Origin of the sequence: Caballeronia calidae, assembly GCF_900044055.2 — a bacterium.
Taxonomy (GTDB): domain Bacteria; phylum Pseudomonadota; class Gammaproteobacteria; order Burkholderiales; family Burkholderiaceae; genus Caballeronia; species Caballeronia calidae.
Genome location: NZ_FCOX02000009.1, coordinates 30,446 through 54,034, shown reverse-complemented (window position 1 = coordinate 54,034; position 23,589 = coordinate 30,446). Strand labels below are relative to the sequence as shown.

General features: G+C 63.5%; 18 protein-coding genes. 8 read left to right on the top strand and 10 right to left on the bottom strand.

Annotated elements, in window-relative coordinates; genetic code table 11:
- Positions 1-123: 123 nt before the first annotated feature.
- The 3 genes from dnaK to grpE form a co-directional block, all read right to left on the bottom strand.
- Complete coding sequence (gene dnaK / locus AWB78_RS11320) at positions 124-2,079, bottom strand: molecular chaperone DnaK (protein WP_062604669.1); 1,956 nt, start codon at positions 2,077-2,079, stop codon at positions 124-126.
- A gap of 163 nt (positions 2,080-2,242) precedes the next feature.
- A complete protein-coding gene (locus AWB78_RS11315; RefSeq protein WP_062604668.1) occupies positions 2,243-2,650 on the bottom strand; it encodes a thioredoxin family protein in 408 nt (135 codons plus the stop codon).
- A 16-nt stretch (positions 2,651-2,666) separates the two neighbouring features.
- Entirely contained in the window at positions 2,667-3,269 is a 603-nt protein-coding gene (grpE, locus tag AWB78_RS11310; RefSeq protein ID WP_062604667.1) for a nucleotide exchange factor GrpE, read from the bottom strand.
- A gap of 370 nt (positions 3,270-3,639) precedes the next feature.
- Here grpE and AWB78_RS47605 point away from each other — a divergent pair, with 370 nt between their 5' ends.
- Positions 3,640-3,801, top strand: a complete 162-nt coding sequence (locus AWB78_RS47605; protein ID WP_198399251.1) for a hypothetical protein — start codon at positions 3,640-3,642, stop codon at positions 3,799-3,801.
- Here AWB78_RS47605 and AWB78_RS11305 read toward each other — a convergent pair.
- The 3 genes from AWB78_RS11305 to hrcA all read right to left on the bottom strand — a co-directional run bounded on the left by AWB78_RS11305 (position 3,773) and on the right by hrcA (position 6,423).
- On the bottom strand, positions 3,773-4,180 hold the full coding sequence (locus tag AWB78_RS11305; protein ID WP_062604666.1) for an Hsp15 family ribosome-associated heat shock protein: 408 nt from the start codon (positions 4,178-4,180) through the stop codon (positions 3,773-3,775). The two genes, AWB78_RS47605 and AWB78_RS11305, sit on opposite strands and share 29 nt — an antisense overlap.
- Positions 4,181-4,205: 25 nt before the next feature.
- On the bottom strand, positions 4,206-5,273 hold the full coding sequence (gene hemH, locus AWB78_RS11300) for a ferrochelatase (RefSeq protein ID WP_062604665.1): 1,068 nt from the start codon (positions 5,271-5,273) through the stop codon (positions 4,206-4,208).
- Positions 5,274-5,406: 133 nt separating this feature from the next.
- On the bottom strand, positions 5,407-6,423 hold the full coding sequence (gene hrcA, locus AWB78_RS11295; protein ID WP_062604664.1) for a heat-inducible transcriptional repressor HrcA: 1,017 nt from the start codon (positions 6,421-6,423) through the stop codon (positions 5,407-5,409).
- A gap of 174 nt (positions 6,424-6,597) precedes the next feature.
- Here hrcA and AWB78_RS11290 point away from each other — a divergent pair, with 174 nt between their 5' ends.
- Both AWB78_RS11290 and recN read left to right on the top strand, forming a co-directional pair.
- Positions 6,598-7,494, top strand: a complete 897-nt coding sequence (locus tag AWB78_RS11290) for an NAD kinase (RefSeq protein WP_062604663.1) — start codon at positions 6,598-6,600, stop codon at positions 7,492-7,494.
- 36 nt (positions 7,495-7,530) lie between these two features.
- Positions 7,531-9,183: a DNA repair protein RecN gene (gene recN, locus AWB78_RS11285; RefSeq protein ID WP_062604662.1), complete on the top strand. Its 1,653-nt coding sequence runs from the start codon at positions 7,531-7,533 to the stop codon at positions 9,181-9,183.
- Between the two features lie 3 nt (positions 9,184-9,186).
- On the opposite strand, the gene glnE is transcribed toward recN, so the two are convergent.
- Complete coding sequence (glnE, locus tag AWB78_RS11280) at positions 9,187-11,982, bottom strand: bifunctional [glutamate--ammonia ligase]-adenylyl-L-tyrosine phosphorylase/[glutamate--ammonia-ligase] adenylyltransferase (RefSeq protein WP_062604661.1); 2,796 nt, start codon at positions 11,980-11,982, stop codon at positions 9,187-9,189.
- A gap of 183 nt (positions 11,983-12,165) precedes the next feature.
- Between glnE and AWB78_RS11275 the strand changes: the two genes are divergently transcribed.
- From AWB78_RS11275 to aroG, 4 genes are all read left to right on the top strand, one after another.
- Positions 12,166-16,455, top strand: coding sequence for a YhdP family protein (locus tag AWB78_RS11275; RefSeq protein ID WP_062604660.1), 4,290 nt, complete (start codon positions 12,166-12,168; stop codon positions 16,453-16,455).
- Between the two features lie 68 nt (positions 16,456-16,523).
- Complete coding sequence (locus AWB78_RS11270) at positions 16,524-17,354, top strand: carbon-nitrogen hydrolase family protein (RefSeq protein WP_062604659.1); 831 nt, start codon at positions 16,524-16,526, stop codon at positions 17,352-17,354.
- A gap of 142 nt (positions 17,355-17,496) precedes the next feature.
- Positions 17,497-18,963: a metalloprotease TldD gene (gene tldD, locus AWB78_RS11265; protein ID WP_062604658.1), complete on the top strand. Its 1,467-nt coding sequence runs from the start codon at positions 17,497-17,499 to the stop codon at positions 18,961-18,963.
- 335 nt (positions 18,964-19,298) lie between these two features.
- The gene (gene aroG / locus AWB78_RS11260) at positions 19,299-20,372 is read left to right on the top strand and encodes a 3-deoxy-7-phosphoheptulonate synthase AroG (protein ID WP_062604657.1); all 1,074 of its coding nucleotides are present in this window, start codon (positions 19,299-19,301) and stop codon (positions 20,370-20,372) included.
- Between the two features lie 103 nt (positions 20,373-20,475).
- Here the strand turns inward: aroG and AWB78_RS46445 are convergent, their stop codons facing one another.
- The 3 genes from AWB78_RS46445 to AWB78_RS11250 form a co-directional block, all read right to left on the bottom strand.
- Positions 20,476-20,934 carry a hypothetical protein gene (locus AWB78_RS46445; RefSeq protein WP_157697459.1) on the bottom strand — a complete coding sequence of 153 codons (459 nt, stop codon included), beginning with the start codon at positions 20,932-20,934 and terminating at the stop codon, positions 20,476-20,478.
- Positions 20,916-21,278, bottom strand: coding sequence for a hypothetical protein (locus AWB78_RS11255; RefSeq protein WP_157697458.1), 363 nt, complete (start codon positions 21,276-21,278; stop codon positions 20,916-20,918). Before AWB78_RS11255 ends, AWB78_RS46445 begins: the two co-directional genes overlap by 19 nt.
- A gap of 81 nt (positions 21,279-21,359) precedes the next feature.
- Positions 21,360-21,923 (bottom strand): cob(I)yrinic acid a,c-diamide adenosyltransferase, encoded by a 564-nt coding sequence (locus AWB78_RS11250; protein WP_062604655.1) that lies wholly within the window; start codon positions 21,921-21,923, stop codon positions 21,360-21,362.
- A 245-nt stretch (positions 21,924-22,168) separates the two neighbouring features.
- Here AWB78_RS11250 and AWB78_RS11245 point away from each other — a divergent pair, with 245 nt between their 5' ends.
- The gene (locus AWB78_RS11245; RefSeq protein ID WP_062604654.1) at positions 22,169-23,587 is read left to right on the top strand and encodes an FAD-binding oxidoreductase; all 1,419 of its coding nucleotides are present in this window, start codon (positions 22,169-22,171) and stop codon (positions 23,585-23,587) included.
- The last annotated feature ends 2 nt before the right edge of the window (positions 23,588-23,589 follow it).

Below are 23,589 nucleotides of genomic sequence, written 5' to 3'. Positions count from 1 at the left end.
AAACAACGTGCCCGGAGAGCCGAAAAGGCTCGCCAGGCGCGCTCCACGTAAGACGCCGACGCGTCCCGGTGATCCCACCGAAGAGGCGCGTGAATGTCGCCACTCACGCGCCTGATTCCGGCGTTAGTCCTTCTTCACTTCCTTGAAATCGGCGTCGACGACATCGTCGTGATGCTGGCTCGCGCCCGCATCCGCCGACGCACCCGCGCCCGCCGCGCCGGCAGCCGCACCCGCCGCGCCTTGCTGCGCCTGCATGTCGGCGTACATCTTCTCGCCGAGCTTCTGCGACGCCTGAGCCAGCGCCTCGACCTTGGCGTCGATCGTGGCCTTGTCGCTCGCGCTGCTCTTCAGCGTGTCTTCGAGGTCCTTCAGCGCCGCTTCGATCTTTTCCTTCTCCGAAGCGTCGACCTTGTCGCCATACTCGGCGACGGCCTTCTTCGTGCTGTGGACCAGCGCATCGCCCTGATTGCGCGCGTCGGCCAGTTCACGCAGCTTGTGATCTTCCTCGGCGTTGGCTTCGGCGTCCTTCACCATCTTGTCGATTTCCGCGTCCGTCAGACCCGAGTTCGCTTTGATGGTGATCTTGTTTTCCTTGCCCGTCGCCTTGTCCTTCGCGCCCACGTGCAGAATGCCGTTCGCGTCGATGTCGAAGGTCACTTCGATCTGCGGCACGCCGCGCGGTGCGGGCGGAATGCCTTCGAGGTTGAACTCGCCGAGCAGCTTGTTGCCCACGGCCATTTCGCGCTCGCCCTGGAACACCTTGATCGTCACGGCGCCCTGGTTGTCGTCCGCCGTCGAATACACTTGTGCGTGCTTCGTCGGGATCGTCGTGTTCTTGTTGATCATCTTCGTCATCACGCCGCCGAGCGTCTCGATGCCGAGCGAAAGCGGAGTCACGTCGAGCAGCAGAACGTCCTTGCGGTCGCCCGACAGAACCTGACCTTGAATCGCGGCGCCAACGGCGACGGCTTCGTCCGGGTTCACGTCACGGCGCGGGTCCTTGCCGAAGAACTCCTTCACCTTTTCCTGCACCTTCGGCATACGGGTCATGCCGCCGACGAGAATCACGTCGTCGATTTCGCCGACCTTCACGCCCGCGTCCTTGATCGCGATGCGGCACGGTTCGATCGTGCGCTCGATCAGGTCTTCCACGAGCGCTTCGAGCTTCGCACGGGTGATCTTGAGGTTCAGGTGCTTCGGACCGGAGGCATCCGCCGTGATGTACGGCAGGTTGATTTCGGTCTGCTGCGTGGACGACAGTTCGATCTTCGCCTTTTCAGCGGCTTCCTTCAGACGTTGCAGCGCGAGCACGTCCTTCGACAGGTCGACGCCCTGCTCCTTCTTGAACTCGCCGATGATGTAATCGATGATGCGCTGGTCGAAGTCTTCACCGCCGAGGAACGTGTCGCCGTTGGTCGAGAGCACTTCGAACTGCATTTCGCCGTCGACGTCCGCGATTTCGATGATCGAGATATCGAACGTGCCGCCGCCCAGGTCGAACACGGCGATCTTGCGGTCGCCCTTTTCGGCTTTGTCCAGACCGAACGCGAGCGCGGCTGCCGTCGGCTCGTTGATGATGCGCTTCACTTCCAGACCCGCGATGCGGCCCGCGTCCTTGGTGGCCTGACGCTGGCTGTCGTTGAAGTACGCCGGAACCGTGATGACGGCTTCCGTCACCGGCTCGCCGAGGTAATCTTCAGCGGTCTTCTTCATCTTGCGGAGCACTTCGGCCGACACCTGCGACGGCGCGAGGTTCTTGCCGTGCGCCTCGACCCATGCGTCGCCGTTGTCGTGCTTGACGATCTTATAGGGCATCAGGCCGATGTCCTTTTGCACTTCCTTCTCTTCGAAGCGGCGGCCGATCAGGCGCTTGACGGCGTACAGCGTGTTTCTCGGATTGGTGACCGACTGGCGCTTCGCGGGCGCGCCGACGAGGATCTCGTTGTCATCCATGTACGCGATGATCGACGGCGTGGTGCGCGCGCCTTCCGAGTTCTCGATGACCTTGACCTGATTGCCTTCCATCAGCGCCACGCACGAGTTCGTGGTGCCGAGGTCGATACCGATGATTTTGCCCATTTTTTATCACTCTCCTAGCTTTGATCGCAGTGGCGTTGCGGCGGCGGTGTGTCTTGCCTGACGCCGGCTTGTGCCGATTTACCGGGCCGAACGCCCAAAATTCATACCTGTACACAAGATAAGAGCGCAGGTTTCGATTTCAAGACCCTGCAAGCGATGCGGTCTATAACTTTTTTTCGCGGTTGCCCGCGCCGGCGCCGATCTTTTCGCGCGCCGCCTTCACTGCCGCTTCGAACTGCGCGAGGCGGTGCCAGCCGGTTGCCCGGCCGAGCCGCTTGCCCCGATGAAAAAAGAACCACGTCGGCACGCCGTGCAGCATGAAGCGGCGGCCCAGCCCGCGATGCGCGTACACATCGCTGTGGAACCACGCCAGGCCGAGCGCGCGGATTTCATCGGGTTTCGCGAGCATCGCCTTCTTGGCAATCTCGCAGTTGAAGCAGTCGAGGCCCCAGAAGAACACCACGGCCAGTTCGTCGCCCGCCGATGCGAGGCCGGCATCGAAGCCGGCTTCGTCGAGCTCGCGCATGTCGAACACCGCGAAGGCGGTCGTATCGACGGGCACGCTGGCCATGATCGCTTCGGGCGCGTTACTTCGGCGCGGCGACGGTCACGAGCGCCGGACGCAGCACGCGGTCGGCGATCACGTAGCCTTTCTGCAGCACCGTGACGACGGTGTTCGGGTCCTGATCGGCCGGAACCATCGAGATAGCCTGATGGCGATGCGGATCGAATTTCTCTCCGACCGGATTCACCGCGACGACGCGCCCCTTCTCCAGCGCGCCGGTGAGCTGACGCAGCGTCAGCTCGACGCCTTCGCGCACCTTGGCGAGATCCGACGACTGGTCGGCGAGCGCGGCTTCGAGGCTGTCGAGGACAGGCAAAAGGTTTTCCGCGAAGTTCTCGATGGCGAATTTATGTGCCTTGGCAACATCTTCCTGGCTGCGGCGGCGCACGTTTTCCGTTTCGGCCTTGGCGCGGAGGAAGTCTTCCTTGAGCGCGACTATCGTCGCCTGCGCCTCGGCCAGCGCGGCTTCGGCCCCGTTCGGCGCCGCTTGCGGCGCTGCGGCGCCGTCCGCCGGAGCGGCCTGAGGCGCCTGCGCGGCTGCGTTGGTCGTGTCGGCGGCCTGGCGCGCGTTATCGTCGGCGGGCGTCGGGTTCTGGCTCGCTGAATTCTCTTGCGTGTTTTCCATGTCGCTGAATGTGTATTGCTGTGAGTTGAATCGGATGCGAAAGCGGCCTCTCACATCGAGCACGCATTTTTCGCACTAGCGGCGGAAATTGGGGCATCGAGGGCGTTTTCAAGCCTTCGCGGGCGATTTTTTCTGAACTTTTTGCGCGCTTGGCGACGATGCCGGGAACCGTGAAACAAGCCGTAACGCGAGTTCGCCGCATCGCGCAATTTTCAGATTGAGGGAAAGCACTGCCTCGCCTACACTTCGATCAAGCACCGCAGGACGCACGTTAACCCTAATCCTACGAATGCTTCAATCCGCTTTCAGCCCATGCCCGTTTCCTGACCCGGCCGTTTCGTAACCGGGCAACCCGCTCTTCGGGGGTACCATGAAACTGACCTTTGCTATCGCGGTGGTCGCCCTGGTACTCGTCGCGGGAACGACCACCATCTGCATGTCCGGCGCCGTGACCGACCGTACCACCGAGTACGGCGGCGTTCACGCGACGCTGGAAGAGCTTCTTAGTCCGAACCTGAAAATTTGTCGATGACGCGCCGGTCGCGCTTCGTCGGCCTTCCCTGCATGCCGGCCGCGGGCTCGCGGAACGTCTTGCGGCGCTCGGCTTCGGCGATGCGCTTCGTGCGCCCTTCCTCGGTTTCCGCATAGAGCGTCTGCGCGACCGTCGCGGGGCCGCGCACGTCGCACAGGCCCAGCACCTCGACCTGCCACACGAGCCGTTCGATATCGATCTCGACGATATCGCCCACACGCACGTCCTTCGACGGCTTCACGTTCGCGCCGCCGACCTTCACGCGGCCTTTCTCCACCGCGTCGCTCGCGAGCGAACGCGTCTTGAAGAAACGCGCCGCCCACAACCATTTATCGATGCGCAAACGCGCGCCGGGTTCCGTCGAAATCTTGTAGTTCATCAGTGAATGCTCGATAAAGCCGTGCTCAGGCCACTGCCGTGAGCGGCTGCACGGTCTGCACGGGCCATCCCTGCAAATGTTGCGCGGCGATTTCGCCCAGTGCCTTGATCCACGCGGGCGCCGAGTTCAGGCAGGCAATGCGATGGAACTGCTTGCCGCCGGCCTTCAGGAATTCGTCGCGCACCTCGATGCCGATTTCCTCGATCGTCTCGAGGCAATCCGCCGTGAAGCCAGGACAGAACACGTCCACCCGCCCGACGCCGCCCGCGCCCAGTTCCGCGACCGTCGGCGCCGTATAGGGTTGAAGCCATTCGGCTTTGCCGAAGCGCGACTGGAACGTCACGCGGCATTCCACCGGCGTGAGCCCGAGCGCCGCTGTGAGCAGCGAGCCGGTCAGCTGGCACTGGTCGTGATACGGATCGCCCAGGTCCATCGTACGTTTGGGCACGCCGTGGAAACTCAAGACCAGCTTGTCCCCGGCGGCGAAATCCGGCTGGCCGTGATGCCGCCAGTAGTCGCGCACCTGCTCCGCGAGCGCAGCGATATACGCCGGATGATCCGCGTAATGGCGGATCGTGCGAATTTCCGGCTGATTGCGCACGCGCCTGAGCGCCGCGAAGGCATCGTCGAAAGCGGTGGCTGTCGTGGACGACGAGTATTGCGGATACATCGGCAGGAGCAGGATGCGATCGGCGCCTTCGAGCTTCAGCTGATTGAGCATGGCACCGATGCCGGGCGTGCCGTAGCGCATCGCGTAGTCGACGATCACGTGATAGTCGTTCGCCGCGAACAGGCGCCGCAAACCGTCGACCTGCTTTTCCGTGTGCACGCGCAGCGGCGAGCCTTCGGGCATCCACACCTGCGCGTACTTCTTCGCCGACGCGCGCCCGCGCAGCGGAAGAATCAGGCCACGCAGAATGACTTGCCACACGAACGACGGAATTTCGACGACACGCGGATCGGACAGGAATTGCGCCAGATACTTGCGCACCGCCCGCGGCGTGGGCGCGTCCGGCGTGCCGAGATTGATCAGCAGCACCGCGACGCGATGCGAAGCGCTAGGCTGCGAGGGCAACTCGAGGTCGAAACGCATAGAGGAAGCGGGCCGGGAAAGCCGTCGAAAAAGGTGAAGTTCATTATAGCGGCGGCCTTTCGCGCGCATCATTGGCCGAATGGCCTAGTGGCGCGGCCTGCGCAGGCGCGTCAAGATGGACGTGAAAACAGCGTTACTGGTGGCTGAGCGACATCGAGAGGAGGCGCGCAGTGATGTCCACGATCGGAATCACGCGGTTGTACGCCATGCGCGTCGGGCCGATCACGCCGAGCGTGCCGACGATCTTCCCGTTCACTTCGTACGGCGCCGTCACGACGCTCATTTCCTCGATCGGCACGAGATTCGACTCGCCGCCGATGAAGATCTGCACGCCCTGCGCGTGACTCGATACATCCAGCAATTGCAGGAGGCTCGTCTTTTGGTCGAACAAGTCGAAAAGCTTGCGCAGCCGCGCCATGTCGGAGGAAAGGTCCGCCACTTCGAGCAGGTTGCGCTCGCCGGATATGAGCACGGTGTCCGTGGGGTCCGTCTCGGCGGTGCTCGCGACCACGGCGGCCTGCATGAGCGCGGTCATGTCGCCGCGCAACTGGTCGATTTCCTCGCGCAGACGCCGGCGCACCTCGTCGAACGACAGGCCCGCGAAGTGTGCGTTGATGTAGTTGGAGGCTTCCGTGAGCTGCGAGGGCGAGTAGTCGCGCTGCGTCGCCATCATGCGGTTCTGGACGTCGCCTTCCGGCGTCACGATGATGAGCAGGATGCGCTTGTCCGACAGCCGCATGAACTCGATCTGCCTGAACATATGGCTGCGGCGCGGCGTCAGCACCACGCCCGCGAACGACGACAGATTGGAGAGCACGCTCGCCGCCGCCGCGACGATCTTCTGCGGCTCCTCGCCTTGCAGGCGGGTCTTGACCGCGGTGGTCATGGCTTCGTCTTGCGGCGCTTCTACAGTCAGCATCGTGTCGACGAAGAGGCGGTAGCCGCGCGGCGTGGGAATGCGGCCCGCGGAGGTGTGCGGGCTCGCGACCAAACCGAGTTCCTCGAGATCCGACATGACATTGCGGATCGTCGCGGGGCTCAGTTCGAGACCGGAATGACGTGATAACGTGCGCGAACCGACCGGCTGACCTTCGGCGATGTAGCGCTCGATCAACGTTTTGAGGAGGGTTTGTGCACGTGGGTCTAGCATGGGGAAATTTTAGCTCAACGTGTCGGGTAGCGGCGAACCGCGCCGCCCGGGCTGCGTTCAACGTCCGCTCCATTCTAGCGAGAAACGATCGCCCTGCCCGGAGCATGCTTGCCGTCAGGCTTCACGGCGTCGGCCACGGTTCTTTTCGCTCTCTGACTATGGTGTAATGCCGGCATGGAAATTGGCCAATTCAAGACCGTCGCGCTCGTGGGGCGCACCAACACGCCGGGCATCGAGGCGCCGCTGAGATCGCTCGCCGATCTCCTCGTGCAGCAGGGCTTCGAGGTCGTGTTCGAGGCGGGCACCGCGAAGGACGTCGGCGTGACGGAATTTCCGGCGCTCTCCATCGCCGAGATGGGCGCGCGCGCGGACGTCGCGATCGTGATCGGCGGCGACGGCACCATGCTCGGCATCGGCCGGCAGCTCGCGCCGTACAAGACGCCGCTCATCGGCGTGAATCACGGGCGGCTCGGCTTCATCACGGACATTCCGCTCAAGGCGATGCGCGAACTCGTGCCGCAGATGCTCGCCGGCCAGTTCGAGCGCGAGGAGCGCAGCCTGCTCGAAGCGCGCATCGTGCGCGACGACAAGCCGATCTACCACGCACTCGCATTCAACGACGTCGTGGTGAACCGCAGCGGCTTCTCCGGCATGGCGGAACTGCGCGTGTCGGTGGATGGCCACTTCATGTACAACCAGCGCTCGGACGGCCTCATCGTCGCGACGCCCACCGGCTCGACCGCGTACGCGCTGTCCTCGGCGGGGCCGATCCTGCATCCGCAGTTGCAAGGCTTCGTGCTCGTGCCGATCGCGCCGCATTCACTGTCGAACCGACCGATCGTGCTGGCCGACGATTCGAAGGTCACCATTCAGATCATCGGCGGGCGGGATGTGAACGTGAACTTCGACATGCAGTCGTTCACCGCCGTCGAGCTGAACGACGCGATCGAAGTGCGGCGCTCGAAGCATACGGTGCCGGTGCTGCATCCGGTCGGTTACAGCACCTACGCGACGCTGCGCAAGAAGCTGCACTGGAACGAGCATCCGTCGCAGGACTCGTCCGCTCTCTGAACCGCACGAATCCCGAATTCCTCTTCCGAAGCGTCCATGCTCCGTCATCTGTCCATTCGAGATTTCGTCATCGTCGCCACGCTGGATATCGATTTCGATCCAGGCTTCACGGTCTTTTCGGGTGAAACCGGCGCGGGCAAGTCGATCCTGATCGACGCCCTCGCGCTCACGCTCGGCTCACGCGGCGACGCGAGCGTGGTGCGCGCGGGCCAGGCGCGCGCGGACATCACCGCCGAGTTTTCGACGCATCCGCTCGTCGTGCAATGGCTGGACGAGCACGCGTTGTCGCAAGACGGCGATTCAGTGATGTTGCGCCGGGTCATCGATTCGGGCGGCCGCTCGCGGGCGTTCATCAACGGCACGCCCGCGACGCTCGCGCAACTGCGCGAAGTGGGCGAGATGCTCGTCGATATTCATGGACAGCACGCGCATCAATTGTTGATGCGGCCGGACGCGCAGCGCGAACTCTTCGACACCCACGCGCAGTTGCTCGACGCCGCGAGTGCGGTGAATCGCGCGTGGCGCGCATGGCGTGACGCGCAGCAGGCCGTCGAAACCGCGCAAAGCCGCGACCGCGAGCTGCAACTCGAACGCGAGCGCCTCGCGTGGCAACTGAGCGAGTTCGACAAGCTCGCGCCGCAGCCCGGCGAGTGGGAGGAAGTGAGCGCGGAGCATCATCGGCTGTCGCATTCGGCAAGTCTCATCGACGGCGTGCAGGGCGCACTCGGCGCACTCTCCGAATCCGACGAAGCGATGATCTCGCAGCTCGGCACCATCATCTCGAAGCTGCGCGGCCTCGCCGACATCGATCCGGCGCTGAACGACGTGCTCGCGTCGCTCGAACCCGCCGAGATCCAGTTGCAGGAAGCGTCGTACTCGCTGTCGCATTACGCGCAGCGGCTGGAGCTCGACCCGGACCGCCTCGCGCAAGTCGAAAAGCGCATGGACCAGTTGCACTCGACCGCGCGCAAATTCCGCCTTCAGCCGGAAACGCTGCCGGAGGAACACGACGCGCGCCGCCGTCAGCTCGCCGAACTCGACGCCGCCGCCGATCTCGACGCGCTCAACGCCGCCGCCGACAAAGCCAAGAACGACTATCTCGCGCAGGCCAAGGTGCTGTCGAAAGCGCGCGCCAAAGCGGCGAAGAGCTTGTCGAAAGCCGTCACCGAAGGCATGCAGGAATTGTCGATGGCCGGCGGCAGCTTCGAAGTCGCGCTCGTGCCGCTCGCCGAGGGCGGCGCGAACGGGCTGGAGCAGATCGAATTCCGCGTCGCCGGTCACGCGGGCGTCGCGTTGAGGCCGCTCGCGAAAGTCGCGTCGGGCGGCGAGCTCGCCCGTATCAGCCTCGCGCTCGCCGTGATCGCGAGCACCGCGAGCCCCACGCCCACGCTCATCTTCGACGAAGTGGACACGGGCATCGGCGGCGGCGTCGCGGAAGTGGTCGGGCGTCTTTTGCATCAGCTCGGGCGCGACCGTCAGGTGCTGTGCGTCACGCACTTGCCGCAAGTGGCCGCGCGCGGCGATCAGCATTTCCAGGTCGCGAAGTCGTCGGACGATGCCGGCGGCACCGTCAGCACGGTGACGCCGCTCGACAAGAGCCGGCGCATCGAGGAAGTCGCGCGCATGCTGGGCGGCATCGAAATCACCGCGACCACCCGCAAGCACGCGAAGGAAATGCTGGCCGCCTGAGCGTCAGCCGGCCGCTATCGCGAACACCCGCTCCCACAACGCCGTCACCGCGTCGCGTTCGGCCTGAACTTCGGCCGGATCGACGCGCGCCTTCTCCATGCCGTCGAGCCGCAGCGTGTGCTGGAGTTTGCGGTAATGCCGGTATGCCGCGCCGATCACATCCGCTTCGTCTTCGGCGATCAAACCGCTTTTCGCGGCGATCTTCAGCAGCGTGATATTGCCCGCGTTGCGCAGAAACTCGCGATGCTCGCGCGCGTGCAGCAGCACCCAGTACTGCACGATGAACTCGATATCGACCATGCCGCCGCGATCGTGCTTCAGATCGAACAGGTCGCTGCGGTTCGGATGCCCCTCGGCGACACGCTGACGCATCGACACGATCTCGCGGGCGAGCGCGGCGGCGTCGCGTTCCATGACGAGCACGTCCGCGCGGATCTTCTCGAACGCCGCGCCGATCTCGGCATCGCCCGCGCTGTAACGCGCACGCGAAAGCGCCTGATGCTCCCAGACCCACGCGGTGTTCGCGGCATCGCCTTCGCGGATCTGATAACGCCGGAAGGAATCGAGGTCGGTCACGAGCAGGCCGGATTCGCCATTCGGACGCAGGCGCAAATCGACATCGAAGAGCGTGCCCGCGCCCGTCGCCGCCGTGAGCCAGGTGATGAGGCGGCGCGTGAACATCGCGTAGAGGTCGGAGGCGGATTCGTGCGGATCGTCGTAGAGGAAGATGAGATCGAGATCCGACGCGTAACCCAGCTCCTTGCCGCCGAGCTTCCCGTACGCGATGGCGGAAAAGCGCGGCGTCTCGCGATGCCGCTTCGGGAACTGCTTCCACACGGTTTGCACCGTGACGTCGAGCACGGCGTCGGCGAGTTCGGAGAGACGGTCGCTCACGTGCTCGACAGTCAGATGTCCGGCGAGATCGATCAGCAGAATGCGGAACACTTCGGCCTGATGCGCGTGGCGCAGCAGATCCATCTGATGCTCCGCATCCTCGGCGGCGTCGAGCCGCGTGATCAGCGAGCGCTTGAACGCGGTCCAGTCGAACGGGCTCGCGATGGCTTCGTCGTCGAGCAGTTCGTCGAGCAGTTGTGGATGGCGGATCAGATAGCCCGCCGCCCAGCGCGAGCCGGACAGCACCGACAGCACGCGCTCCAGCGCCGCCGGATATTCCGTCAGCAGCGCGAGATACGCGCCGCGCCTGCCAATGGCTTCGAGCAGATCGAAGAGGCGCGTGATGGTGTCGCCGCGCCGCGCCGCATCGATCGACTGCACCGCTTCGAGCCCGCGTTGCGCGACGATATCGAAGCGCTCCCGGCTCTGCGACGGCAAGCCCGCATAGCGCGCCGAATTCCATACGCCGGTCAGACGCGACAGCACCGGCGCGGGGTCCGCGAAGCCGAGTTCCGACAGGCGCGCGGCGAGCTCTTCCTGCGCGGAGTCGTCGGCGAGCGCGCTGCTCCAGATCCACGACGCCGCCGAATCCTCCGCGACGCCGCAGCCGCCCTGCCCGCTCACCTTGTCGGCGAAGATCGCGTCGAACTGCTGCTCGACGAGTTCGCGATGCGCGTCGAGCTTCTCCATCAGCGCGGCATAGTCCGCGAAGCCGAGCGATGTCGCGAGCCGCGCGCGTTCGTCATCGGCGACGGGCATCGCGTGCGTCTGCGCATCGTTGCGATACTGCAGCCGATGCTCCACCGTGCGCAAAAACAGATACGCCTCGGACAGCGCGTTGCACACGTTGGGCGCGAGCAAGCCGTGCGCAGAAGCGCGTTCCAGCACCGCGAGCGTCGGCCGGATGCGGAAATCCGCTGCCTGGCCGCCGCGAATCAACTGAAAGACCTGCGCACTGAACTCGATCTCGCGGATGCCGCCGCGGCCGAGCTTGATGTCGTCGGCCTTGTCGGGGCGCATCGACGCGCGCCGCCGCGCTTCCTGCCGAATCTGCTGATGCAGCGAGCGGATGGCGGCGATCACGCCGTAGTCGAGATAGCGCCGGTAGATGAACGGTGTGGCGATCGCTTCGAGCTGCTTCACGAGGCGCTTCGCGGACTCGCTTTGCGTCTCCGAGACGAGCCGTCCCTTGATCCACGCGTAGCGCTCCCATTCGCGGCCCTGCACGTAGAAATACTCTTCGAGCATGCCGAGGCTGCACACGAGCGGACCCGAATCGCCGTTGGGCCGCAGCCGCATGTCGACGCGAAACACATAGCCGTCCTGCGTGATCTCGGCGAGCGCGCCGATCAGCCGCTTGCCGAGCCGTGTGAAGAATTCCTGCGTCGTGAGCGGCGAGCGCGTGCCGCCCGAGGTTTCGCCATCTTCTTCATAAACGAAGATCAGGTCGATGTCCGACGATGCGTTGAGCTCACGTCCGCCCAGCTTGCCCATGCCGACGACACCGAGCGTCAGCCGCTCGCCGTTCGGCCCGCGCGGCTCGCCGAAGAGCGCTTCGAGATCCGCCGAGAGCACCGCGAGCGCGCGCTGCACGGTGACTTCGGCGAGATCGGTCATCGCGCCGGTGACTTCGGCCACATCCGCGTGGCCCGCGAGATCGCGCTCCATCACCGTGCAGAACACGTCGGTGCGCAGACGCCGCAGCGCGGTCTTGAGCGCGGCTTCGTCGAGCACGCCGTTGGCGGTGCACGGCGCACAGTGCGCATCGAGCCGTGCTTCGATCCAGCCGCGCGTGATGCGCGACTGCGCCCACTGCGCAACATTCGACGCCAGTTCGGGTCGCGCCGCATACGCGCGCGCCGCATAGTTGGAATAGTCGGAACTGAGAAGAGTCGCGTCGGTCATGAAAGATTGGGTTCGCTCATTGCTTCCGGAAAGACATAGCGCATCGGACATCGCGCCGCGAGTCTTGCCGGGCGCGGCTTTGCGAGCATCCACGAGTGCGCAGGCCGCGGCCGTCCCCGCTATGCCCGTGTTACATTTCAGCGTCAAACACGCAAAACTACCATATCGCCGAACAGCCGCAGCATGTCCGACAGCAGACAATCCGTCGACCCGACCGAAGTTGGACAAGCCAAGCCCAGCGGCAACGCCGAGCGCGTGCTTTCGCGCGTCTTCAAAACCCTTCTGGTCATCGCGGTCATCGCGTATTTCGCGGTGGCGGGCGTGTATGTCGGCCTGCGCTATCTCGTCATGCCGCAGGTCGATTCGTTCCGGCCGCGCATCGAAGAACTGGTCTCGTCGAAGATTCACGCGCAGCTTCATATCGGCAGGATTTCCGCGCGATGGTCGGGGCTTACGCCCACACTCGATATCGACAACCTGCGCATCGACGCCGCCGACGGCTCGCCCGGACTCGCCGTGCCGCACGCGAGCGCGAGCATCGCGTGGTCGTCGCTGCTGCATCTGCAGCCGAAGCTCGCGGACCTGACCGTCGATGGTCCCGACGTGATCATCGCGCGCAATGCCGACGGCGCGCTCTCGGTCGCGGGCGTGCCACTTCCCACGCATCGCACCGGCTCGAACGCGTTCACGACCTGGCTGCTCGGCCAGGACCACATCGTTCTGCGCGACGGCACGCTGCGCTGGCGCGACGCGCAACGCACCGCGCCGGAGATCGCGTTCAAGCGGCTGCATCTCGCGATCGTCAACGACGGCTCGCGCCATCGGCTCGCGCTCAAGGCGCCCGCCGACGGCGACTTGCTGCACGGCCCGCTCGACTTCCGCGCGGACTTCCGGCATCAGCCGTTTTCCGCGATGGGCGCGCCGGCGAATTGGACCGGCCGCCTCTACATGTCGACGGGCCCGGTCGATCTGCCGACGCTCGGGCGCTACGTGAAGCTGCCGTTCCAGATGTACACCGGCCGCATCAACAACCAGATCTGGCTGAACTTCGCGGGCGGACAGTTGCAGGATGCCGGCGGCGAGCTGACCGGCGCGGACGTCGCGCTGCGCGTGCACGCGACGCAGCCGCGCCTCGATATGCCGATCGCGCGCTTCGGCTGGAGCATCGACAGGAAAGACACCGAATACACGCTGAACCTCAAGAACCTGCACGCTGAGTTCGGCCAGCCGGCGCTCGAAGACGGCACGCCGGTCACGCGCCTGCTCGTCTCGCGCACGCTCACGGGCACGTATCGGGCGCCGAGCATCGGCAAGGGGCAACTGGTGCGGCTGACGGGCGATACCGTCGATATCGGCATCCTCGCGGAATTCGTGCGCGCGCTGCCGGTGCCGGCGAAGGTGCTCAACGAGCTCGTGCGCTTCAATCCGCGCGGCCAGGTGTCGAACTACATGATCTTCACCGAGCGCGGCGCGCCGAAGACCGAGGAAGAAGCCGAGCAGCAGCGCAAGAAAGGCGACGCGCCCCTTTTGCGCTACGCGTTCAAGGGCGATCTCGAAGGCCTGAGCATTCAGGCGCAGGAGCCGCCGCCGGGCCTCACGATCAACAATCATCCGCGCGCGGGCATTCCGGGCATCGACAATTTGTGGGGCCGCGTCGACGCGAACGAGAAGGAAGGCCGGATCACCATCGACACGAAGCATGCGGCCGTCATCATTCCCGGCGCGTTCGACGATCCGCGCCTCACCTTCGATTCGCTGAAAGGCAGTGCGCGCTGGACGGTCGCCGATGCCATCGCGCCGGGCGAGCTGCGCCGCGCGTTCACGATTCACCTCGAAACGCTGCGCGTGAAGAACGCCGATGCCGAAGGCGAAGTCACCGCCGACTACTGGAACCAGGGCCACGGACGCGGCAATCTCGATCTGAAGGCGAAGGTCGCGCATCTGAAGGTGACGAGCCTCGTGCGCTATCTGCCGACGAGCCTCAACGAGCGCGTGCGCGTCTATCTCGGCCATGCGTTGCAGGCGGGCGTCTCGAGGAACGGGACGATCGAAGTGCACGGCGATCTCACGCGCTTTCCCTACGCGAAGTTTCCCGACGCGGGCATCTTCCGCATCAACGCGCCCTTCACCGACGGCAAGTTCGATCCGACGCCGTTCCCGCCGCGCAAGATGGCCAACGGCATGCCGAACTTCTGGCCGGCATTCGAGGGCATCGACGGCACGTTCACGCTCGCGCAGAACAAGCTCGGCTTCGATATCGACAAGGGGCATTACCGCGGCGTGAAGGTATCGAAGGTCATCGGGCGCATCGACGATACGGGCAATCGCGAAACCAAGCTGTGGATCGACGGGAAGGCGCGCGGCCCGCTCGCCGACATGCTGCGCTATGTCGACGACAGCTCGCTCGGCCTGATGGCGAAGCACGCGACGCGCAAGATCGACGCGAAGGGCGACGCCGTGCTCGCGCTCACGCTCGGCATTCCGCGCTATCGTCCGCCCGCGCCGCTGCCGCCGATCAAGCCCGAATACAAAGGCTCGGTCACGTTCGCCGACGACGTGGTCGCGTACGGCAATCTGCCGCCGCTCACGCATCTGCGCGGCCGCGCCGACTTCGCCGCGAAGACCGTCACGCTCGACGGCATCTCCGCGCAACTGCTCGGCGGCGACGTGCGCGCCAAGGGCGGCGTGCAGCCGGACGGCAGCTATGCGATCGACGTGAACGGACGCATCGGCGCGGACGCGGCCCAGCGGCTCAACGCGCACATGAGCCCGCAAGCCGTGCAGTTCATGAAGCGCATCGACGGCAGCGCGCCTTACGAGCTGCACGTGCGCGGCGCGAAGAACGCGCTGCCGAACGTGCAGGCGAGCTCGGATCTGACGGGCCTCGGCATCGATCTGCCCGCGCCGTTCGGCAAGGCGCAGGGCACGCCGATGCCCCTCTCGTTCAGCTTCCAGCCTGCGCCGGGCGGCGCGTCGGATCTGCATGACGCGAAGCTGAGCTTCGGACCGGTGGCCGCGCATTACGTGTTTCAGCAGATCGGGAAGGCGCACGTCAAGATCGATCCGCAAAACCCCGCCGAGCCGATGAACATGCACGCGCAACTCAAAGTCGTGCGCGGCGCGATCGGCGTGAACAAGCCCGCGGACCTGCCCGCCGACGGCGTGAGCGCCGCCGCCGATCTCGACGAGCTCGACGCCGATGCCTGGCGCAAGACCTTCGCCGATATAACCGCGTCCAGCCCGCCCGGTTCCGAAGCCGCGAACGTGCCGCGCCCGCCGATGAGCGAGAACGTCAAACAGTTCATCCCGACGCGCGCCGCCCTTCGCTTCACGACGCTCAAGCTGCTCGACCGGCGCTGGGACAACGTGGCCATCGACGCGAACGGGACGGATCAGAAGTGGCAGGCGAACATCGCGTCGAATCAGATTTCCGGCGATGTCGCGTGGACGCCGGGCGCGACGAAGGAAAGCCCCGGCGCGTTGCAGGCGCATTTCGCGCGGCTCGTGATTCCGGATAGGACGGATAGCGGTCCTGCCGCCAAGGTAATGAACAAGCCGCCGCGCAACATGCCGACGATCGATCTCGCCATCGACGATCTCGTGTTACGCGGGCACAGTCTCGGGCGTCTCAAAGTCGACGCGCATAACGAAGTCATCGCCGACGAGCCGATCTGGACGCTCGACAAGCTCGAGCTCGCCAACCCCGACGCGACGCTCCTGGCGAACGCGACGTGGCGCAGGCTGCCGGGCGGCGCCGTGAACACCGCGCGCGATAGCACCGACGACGGCATCCCGCGCCGCACGTCGCTTGATTTCAAGCTCGACGTGAAGAACGGCGGCCAGTTGATCGACCGCTTCGGCGCGCCGCGTGTCGTGAACGCGGGCAGCGGCACGATTTCGGGTCACGCGGGCTGGAACGGCGGTCCGACTGCCGTCGATGTGAACACGCTCGATGGCAACGTCGCCGTCGATCTGCGTCACGGTCAGATCCTGCGCGCGCCGAACGCGGCGAAGTGGCTCGGCATCTTCAGCCTGCGCAGCCTCGCGAACCTGCTGACGCTGCATTTCGATGATGTCGTCGGCAAGGGGCTGCCGTTCGAGAAGATCACGGGCAATGCGAAGATCGTCGACGGCATCAGCCATACGGACGACTTCCTCATGGTGACGTCGCCCGCGCGCGTGCAGATGCAGGGAACCGTCGACATGCCGAAGCAGACGCAAGACCTCCGCGTGAAAGTGATTCCGACCGTCGGCGCGGGCGCGGTCGCGCTGGGCGCGGCGGTGATCAATCCGCTGCTCGGCCTCGGCGCGCTCGCGGCGGATCTCGCGCTGTCGGCATCGATTCAGAAAGCCTTCGCGCTCGACTATTCGATCACCGGATCGTGGAGCAAACCTGTCATCCAGCGGCTGGGTGGCGATCAGGGTAAGATCGAAACACCCGCCGCCGCCGTGGTTCCGTCGGCTGCCCGCTGAAAACGGGCGTTCGCGCTGGCGCCGGCAACGCCGTTATCGTCCCCAATTTCTACCAGCGCAATCGAGACATGAGCGAAAGATCGAGCGAAAGCGCGGCCCCGTTTCAGGTCGCCGCGCTGCAGATGGTCAGCACGCCGGACCGCGAACGCAATCTGGCCGACGCCGGACACCTCATCGCCGAGGCCGTGCGCGGCGGCGCGCAACTGGTACTCCTGCCCGAATATTTCTGCTACATGGGCCTCAAGGACACCGACAAGCTCGCGATCCGCGAAACGCCGGGTTCGGGCCCGATCCAGCAGTTTCTCTCCGATGCGGCGCGCGAGCATCGCGTGTGGATCATCGGCGGCACGTTGCCGCTGCAATCGCCGGAACCGGATCGCGTGCTGAACACGACGCTCGTCTTCGATCCGGCGGGCAAGCAGGTCGCGCGCTACGACAAGATTCATCTGTTCAATTTCGAAAAGGGCGAGGACAAGTTCGACGAAGCGCGGACCATTTGCCCTGGCAGCGAAGTGCGCACGTTCGAAGCGCCGTTCGGGCGCGTGGGCTTGTCGGTGTGCTATGACCTGCGCTTTCCGGAGCTGTATCGCAAGCTCGGCGATTGCGCGCTGATGGTCGTGCCGTCCGCGTTCACGTACACGACCGGCAACGCGCATTGGGAAACATTGCTGAAGGCGCGCGCGGTCGAGAATCAATGCTATGTGCTGGCCGCGGCGCAAGGCGGCAAGCACGAGAACGGCCGGCGCACGTGGGGGCACAGCATGCTGGTCGATCCGTGGGGCGAGATCGTCGCCGTAAAGGATGAAGGCATGGGCGTCGTGGCGGGCGGCATCGATCTGGAACGCATCGCGGCCGTGCGGCAGAGCTTGCCGGCATACCGGCATCGCGTGATCGGGTGATCGCGCGTTCATCGGCTGGAACACTCGATTTGAAGACGCGGGTTTCTCCCCGCACATCATCGGACTGAAACAGACCTTAGAATCGTCTGAAATTTGTCTGAAATATCACCGAACACGTCACAGAACACGCAATAGGCACCGAATGAACATCATCGAACCCGGCATTCGCAACCTGGTCACGGCGAAGGACGTTTTGCTCACGCCGTATGGCCTCGACGAAGGGCTGATCACGCGCACGCTCGCGGAGATCTTCACGCATCGCGTCGATTACGCCGACCTCTATTTCCAGTCCACGCGCAGCGAGGCGTGGAGTCTGGAGGAAGGCATCGTCAAATCGGGCAGCTTCAGCATCGATCAGGGCGTCGGCGTGCGCGCCGTGTCCGGCGAGCGCACGGCATTCGCCTATTCGGATGACCTGTCGCCCGAATCCATTCGCCAGGCCGCGATCGCCACGCGCGCGATCGCCAAGGCGGGCGGCGGCAAGCACAAGGTCAAGCCGGCGAGCACGCTGACGGGCGTATCGGGGCGCGATCTGTACCTCGCCGCCGATCCGCTCCATTCGCTCGATGCCACGGCCAAGGTGAAGCTGCTGGAGCGCGTCGAGCAGATGGCGCGCGCGAAAGACCCGCGCATCACGCAGGTCATGGCCGGCATGGCCGGTGAATACGATGTCGTGCTCGTCGCGCGCAGCGACGGCGCGCTCGCGGCGGATGTGCGTCCGCTCGTGCGCGTGTCGGTGACGGTGATCGCCGAGCAGAACGGCCGGCGCGAGATCGGCACGGGCGGCGGCGGCGGGCGCTACGACTACGCCTATTTCACCGATGCGATCCTGCAGAAGTACGTCGACGACGCCGTGCATGCCGCGCTCGTCAATCTCGAAGCGCGCCCCGCTCCGGCCGGCGCGATGACCGTCGTGCTCGGGCCGGGCTGGCCGGGCGTGCTGCTGCACGAGGCGGTCGGACACGGGCTCGAGGGCGATTTCAACCGCAAGGGATCGTCGGCGTTCGCGGGACGTATCGGCGAGCAGGTGGCGGCGAAGGGCGTCACGGTCGTCGATGACGGCACGCTGCCGAATCGGCGCGGCTCGCTCAACATCGACGACGAAGGCAACCCGACGCAGTGCACGACGCTGATCGAGGACGGCATCCTGAAGGGCTACATCCAGGATTCGCTGAACGCGCGCCTGATGAAGATGCCGGTGACGGGCAACGCGCGCCGCGAATCGTACGCCGCTCTGCCGATGCCGCGCATGACCAACACGTACATGCTCAATGGCGACAAGGATCCGAAGGAGATTCTGGCTTCCGTGAAGAACGGCTTGTACGCGGTGAATTTCGGCGGCGGTCAGGTCGATATCACCAACGGCAAGTTCGTGTTCTCGGCGTCCGAGGCGTACATGATCGAGAACGGCAAGATCACGTATCCGGTCAAGGGCGCGACGCTGATCGGCAGCGGGCCGGAATCGCTCAAGTACGTGACGATGATCGGCAACGATATGTCGCTGGACAGCGGCGTCGGCGTGTGCGGGAAGGAAGGTCAGAGCGTGCCGGTGGGCGTCGGGCAGCCGACGTTGCGCATCGAGAAGATGACGGTCGGCGGCACGGTTTGATTTTTCATGCGGGTTTTCCGCATCGATTGCGGTTGATTGCGGCGTTGCCGCGCCGTTCGATGCGGATTGTCCGCGTTTTGATGCGAGGCGGGTTGTCAGCGCCGCGCGTTTGAGGTTATAAAGGCAGTCACACTCTTTTTCGACCGACGTTCCATCCATCATGTCCGCCAAGTTTTATTTTTATTTCTTTTGGCATCTCAAGCCGCTGGCGGATCGAGAGGGGTGAGTCGTACACAGGTTGAACAGACCGAATTCCCGAAAAACCGCCAGCGAGTCTGGCGGTTTTTTTTTCGCCCTTTTTAGTTCGAATCACACGCCGCTGTAGGAGAACAGAAATGCCCCCGCACAATACCGATGACGTCCGTATCCGTGAGCTGAAAGAGCTGACCCCGCCCGCGCATCTGATCCGCGAGTTTCCTTGCGCCGAGCCTGTTTCCGAGCTGATCTTCAATGCGCGACAGTCGATGCATCGCATTCTTCATGGGATGGATGACCGGCTGATCGTCATCATCGGGCCTTGCTCGATTCATGATCCCAAGGCCGCGATGGAGTATGCGGGGCGGTTGATCGAGCAGCGTCGTCGATTCGCCGGTGAGTTGGAGATCGTGATGCGCGTGTACTTCGAAAAACCGCGGACGACGGTCGGGTGGAAGGGGCTCATCAATGATCCGTATATGGATAACAGCTTCAAGATCAATGATGGGTTGAGAGCCGCGCGGGAACTGCTCATGCATATCAATGAGCTTGGTTTGCCTGCGGGCACCGAGTACCTCGATATGATCAGCCCGCAGTACATCGCGGATCTGATTTCGTGGGGGGCGATTGGGGCGCGGACTACTGAGTCGCAAGTGCATCGGGAGTTGGCTTCCGGGCTGTCTTGTCCCGTCGGGTTCAAGAACGGCACTGACGGCAACGTGAAGATTGCTGTCGATGCGATCAAGGCGGCATCGCAACCGCATCATTTCCTCTCTGTTACTAAGGGTGGGCATTCGGCGATCGTTTCGACCGCGGGTAATGAGGATTGCCACATCATTCTGCGCGGTGGGAAGACGCCTAATTACGATGCTGATTCAGTTAATGCTGCTTGTAGCGATATCGGGAAGGCTGGCCTTGCCGCGCGACTGATGATCGATGCGAGCCATGCGAATAGCTCGAAGAAGCATGAGAATCAGATTCCGGTTTGTGAGGATATCGGCAAACAGCTTGCTGCTGGCGATGAACGAATCGTCGGCGTGATGGTGGAGTCGCATCTTGTCGCCGGGCGGCAGGATTTGAAGGAAGGATGCGAATTGACCTACGGCCAAAGCATTACGGACGCGTGCATCGGTTGGGATGAAAGCGTGAAAGTGCTTGAGGGATTGGCGGAATCCGTCAAACAGCGCCGAGTGGTGCGAGGCGGAGGGAACTAATTGAACAAGCGGTCGCACAGTGCTTGCGACCGCTTTCAACTTCCGTCCGAAATGACGACGAAGGCATGTGTTTGACTTCTATCTCGAAGGAATCTGGAGTTGTTCAGGGCGTTTCCGCACCGCAGTTGAGGCAGCGCCCCCATTCGAATGAAATAACGTTTCCTTTGCACTCGGCAGAAGTGCAGAGAACACGTTCCACGGGTTGAATCTCCCCGCAGACAAAGCACCATACCGCGTCCGGGTCATGTTTGTTCGGCTCAAGCATTGCGGTTTTCGGCTCGCGGTCGTCATAACCGTACACCCCACCAAACACACAGCGCGGGCACATGAAGTTTCGACGCTTTTTATCAAACCCGAAATACACTTTCATTTCGGTTGGTGTCGGCAAATCTCGAACGGCGCCGAATTCGCCAATCAATCTGTGATCAGCGTAAGTTTCTGGATCAATAATAGAAACTGGAGTCGAACAAAGATAGCTGTATCGAGCTTTCACCCAATTCTTATCTTTCCCCAGATAGCTGTTGATGAACAGCACTATACGAATTAAATCCGATGCGAGCATCGATAAACGGCTATCAACCTACAAACGGAATCATGGATTCTCACAAGATCTTGCGCATCGACGGTCCTGAATTCGAGAAATGATTTTGGTTTTGAATTCAGTTTTTTTGACCACTCCCTCCCTTCGTCGCCAAGCAGCATATAAGGATCTTCTCGCGCGATCCGAGCCTTAAGCAAGAATTCACTGCCTTGCTGCGCGATGGCAAGTCCAGTATTCAACTGGATCCGTGCAGATCTCCAATAGGCGATATTCTGCTGATCTTCCTCTGCCCCTCTGTAATCAAGCAAATTTAGGTCGCAGACCAGCGTCGCTGCAGTGTCCCACGCGACATTGAGCAATTGCATTCCAACGACCTCAAAGTCGTGCTGTGTGGGGATGTCTGTTATCACGTGGACCGAGTGCCTTAAGAGAACGGAATCGAATCGTTAGCCATTAGAACCTCGCCGGCTCTCCCACAACATATCCTTGCCGCCGTCGGCGCGATTTAACACACGCGCAAGCACAAACATCAAATCCGACAACCGATTCACATACCTGCGCGGCGCCTCATTAACTCCAGCAGTTTGAACACGCCCCAACGCCACAATCGCCCTCTCCGCCCGTCGACAAACCGTCCTTGCCACATGCGCCAACGCCGCCGCCCTCGACCCACCCGGCAAAATAAACTCTTTAAGCGGCGGAAGCGTCGCGTTGTACTCTTCCAGCCACGCATCCAATTGCGCGAGATGAGAATTCTGAATCATCGAATGCCCCGGAATCGACAACTCCCCACCAAGATCAAACAAATCATTCTGAATCTGCGTCAACGCATCGCGAACATCAGAAGGCATCGGTTCACAAAGCAAAACGCCGATACACGAATTCAACTCATCCACATCCCCGATCGCGGCGATCCGCGCATCGTCCTTCGATACACGACTGCCATCACCAAGCCCGGTCGTCCCATCATCCCCCGTACGCGTGGCGATTTTGCTCAAGCGGTTTCCCATCGCTGACTCCCTGATATACCAACCATAGTCCGCCCCATTATAGGCACGCCGACTGGCCTCAAACCCAGGCCCCGCCTGCCATCGCCCTGACGGCGTAAAATGAGATGAACACCGTACGGATTTCACACGCATCGCAAATCGGCAGAACGATCGCCAGAACGAGCGAAACCGTAAGCAAAACCCGCAACACCCATACCAAACGCGAAAGCCAACAACACAAAGCCGCACGGCCCGGAGACAAGCACGTGAACCACCCCACCGAACACCAGGCGCTCCAAAAACGCCCCTTCCCCGCGTCCCTTTTCGAAGCGCTGAAAAAAGCATTCGGCGACCGCGCGACGGCATCGCAGGCGGTTCGCGAACACCACGGCCGCGACGAGTCCCCGTTCGACCCGCAGCTTCCCGACGCCGTCGTCTTCGCGCGCAGCACCGAGGAAGTCCAGACGATCGTCAAGCTCTGCGCCGAACACGACGTCCCGATCATCCCCTACGGCAACGGCTCGTCGCTCGAAGGCCACCTGCTCGCGGTGCAAGGCGGCGTCTCCATCGACCTGTCCGAGATGAACCAGATCGTCTCGATCAACCCCGAAGACCTCACGGTGACGGTGCAGCCCGGCATCTCCCGCAAGCAGCTCAACGAAGCGCTGAAAGACACCGGCCTCTTCTTCCCGATCGACCCCGGCGCGGACGCCAGCATCGGCGGCATGTCCGCGACGCGCGCCTCCGGCACCAACGCCGTGCGCTACGGCACGATGCGCGAAAACGTCCTCGGCCTCACGGTCGTCACCGCCGATGGCCGCGTCATCAAGACCGGCACGCGCGCGCGCAAGTCGTCGGCGGGCTATGACCTCACGCGCCTCTTCGTCGGCTCGGAAGGCACGCTCGGCGTCATCACCGAAATCACCGTGCGGCTCTATCCGCAGCCCGAAGCGATCTCGGCGGCCGTGTGTGCGTTTCCGTCGATGGGCGACGCCGTGCGCGCCGTCATCGAAACGATCCAGATGGGCGTGCCGATCGCGCGCGTCGAATTCGTCGACAAGCTCGCCGTGCGCGCCATCAACCGTCACTCGAACCTGACGCTGCGCGAATCGCCGATGTTGTTCTTCGAATTCCACGGCACCGAATCCGGCGTCAAGGAACAGGCGCAAACCGTGCAGGACATCGTCGCGGAGAACAAGGGCGAGGACTTCGAATGGGCGACGCGCCCCGAAGACCGCAGCCGCCTCTGGAACGCGCGCCATTCGGCCTACTTCGCGATGCTGCAACTGAAGCCCGGCTGCCGCGCCGTCACGACCGATGTCTGCGTGCCGATCTCGCGCCTCGCCGAATGCGTCGAGGAAACGGAAAAGGATCTGCAAGGCTCGTACTTGCCGAGCCCGATCGTCGGACACGTCGGCGACGGCAACTTCCATGTCGCGATGCTCCTCGATCCGGCCAAGCCCGAAGAGCTGGAAGAAGCCGAGCGCATCAACCGGCTCATCGTCGGCCGCGCGCTGAAGATGGGCGGCACCTGCACCGGCGAGCACGGCATCGGACTGCACAAGATGGGTTTTCTGATCGACGAGCACGGCGAGGACGCAGTCGCCACGATGCGCGCGATCAAGCACGCGCTCGATCCGAAGAACCTGATGAACCCGGGGAAAATCTTCACTTTCGAAGGCTGACG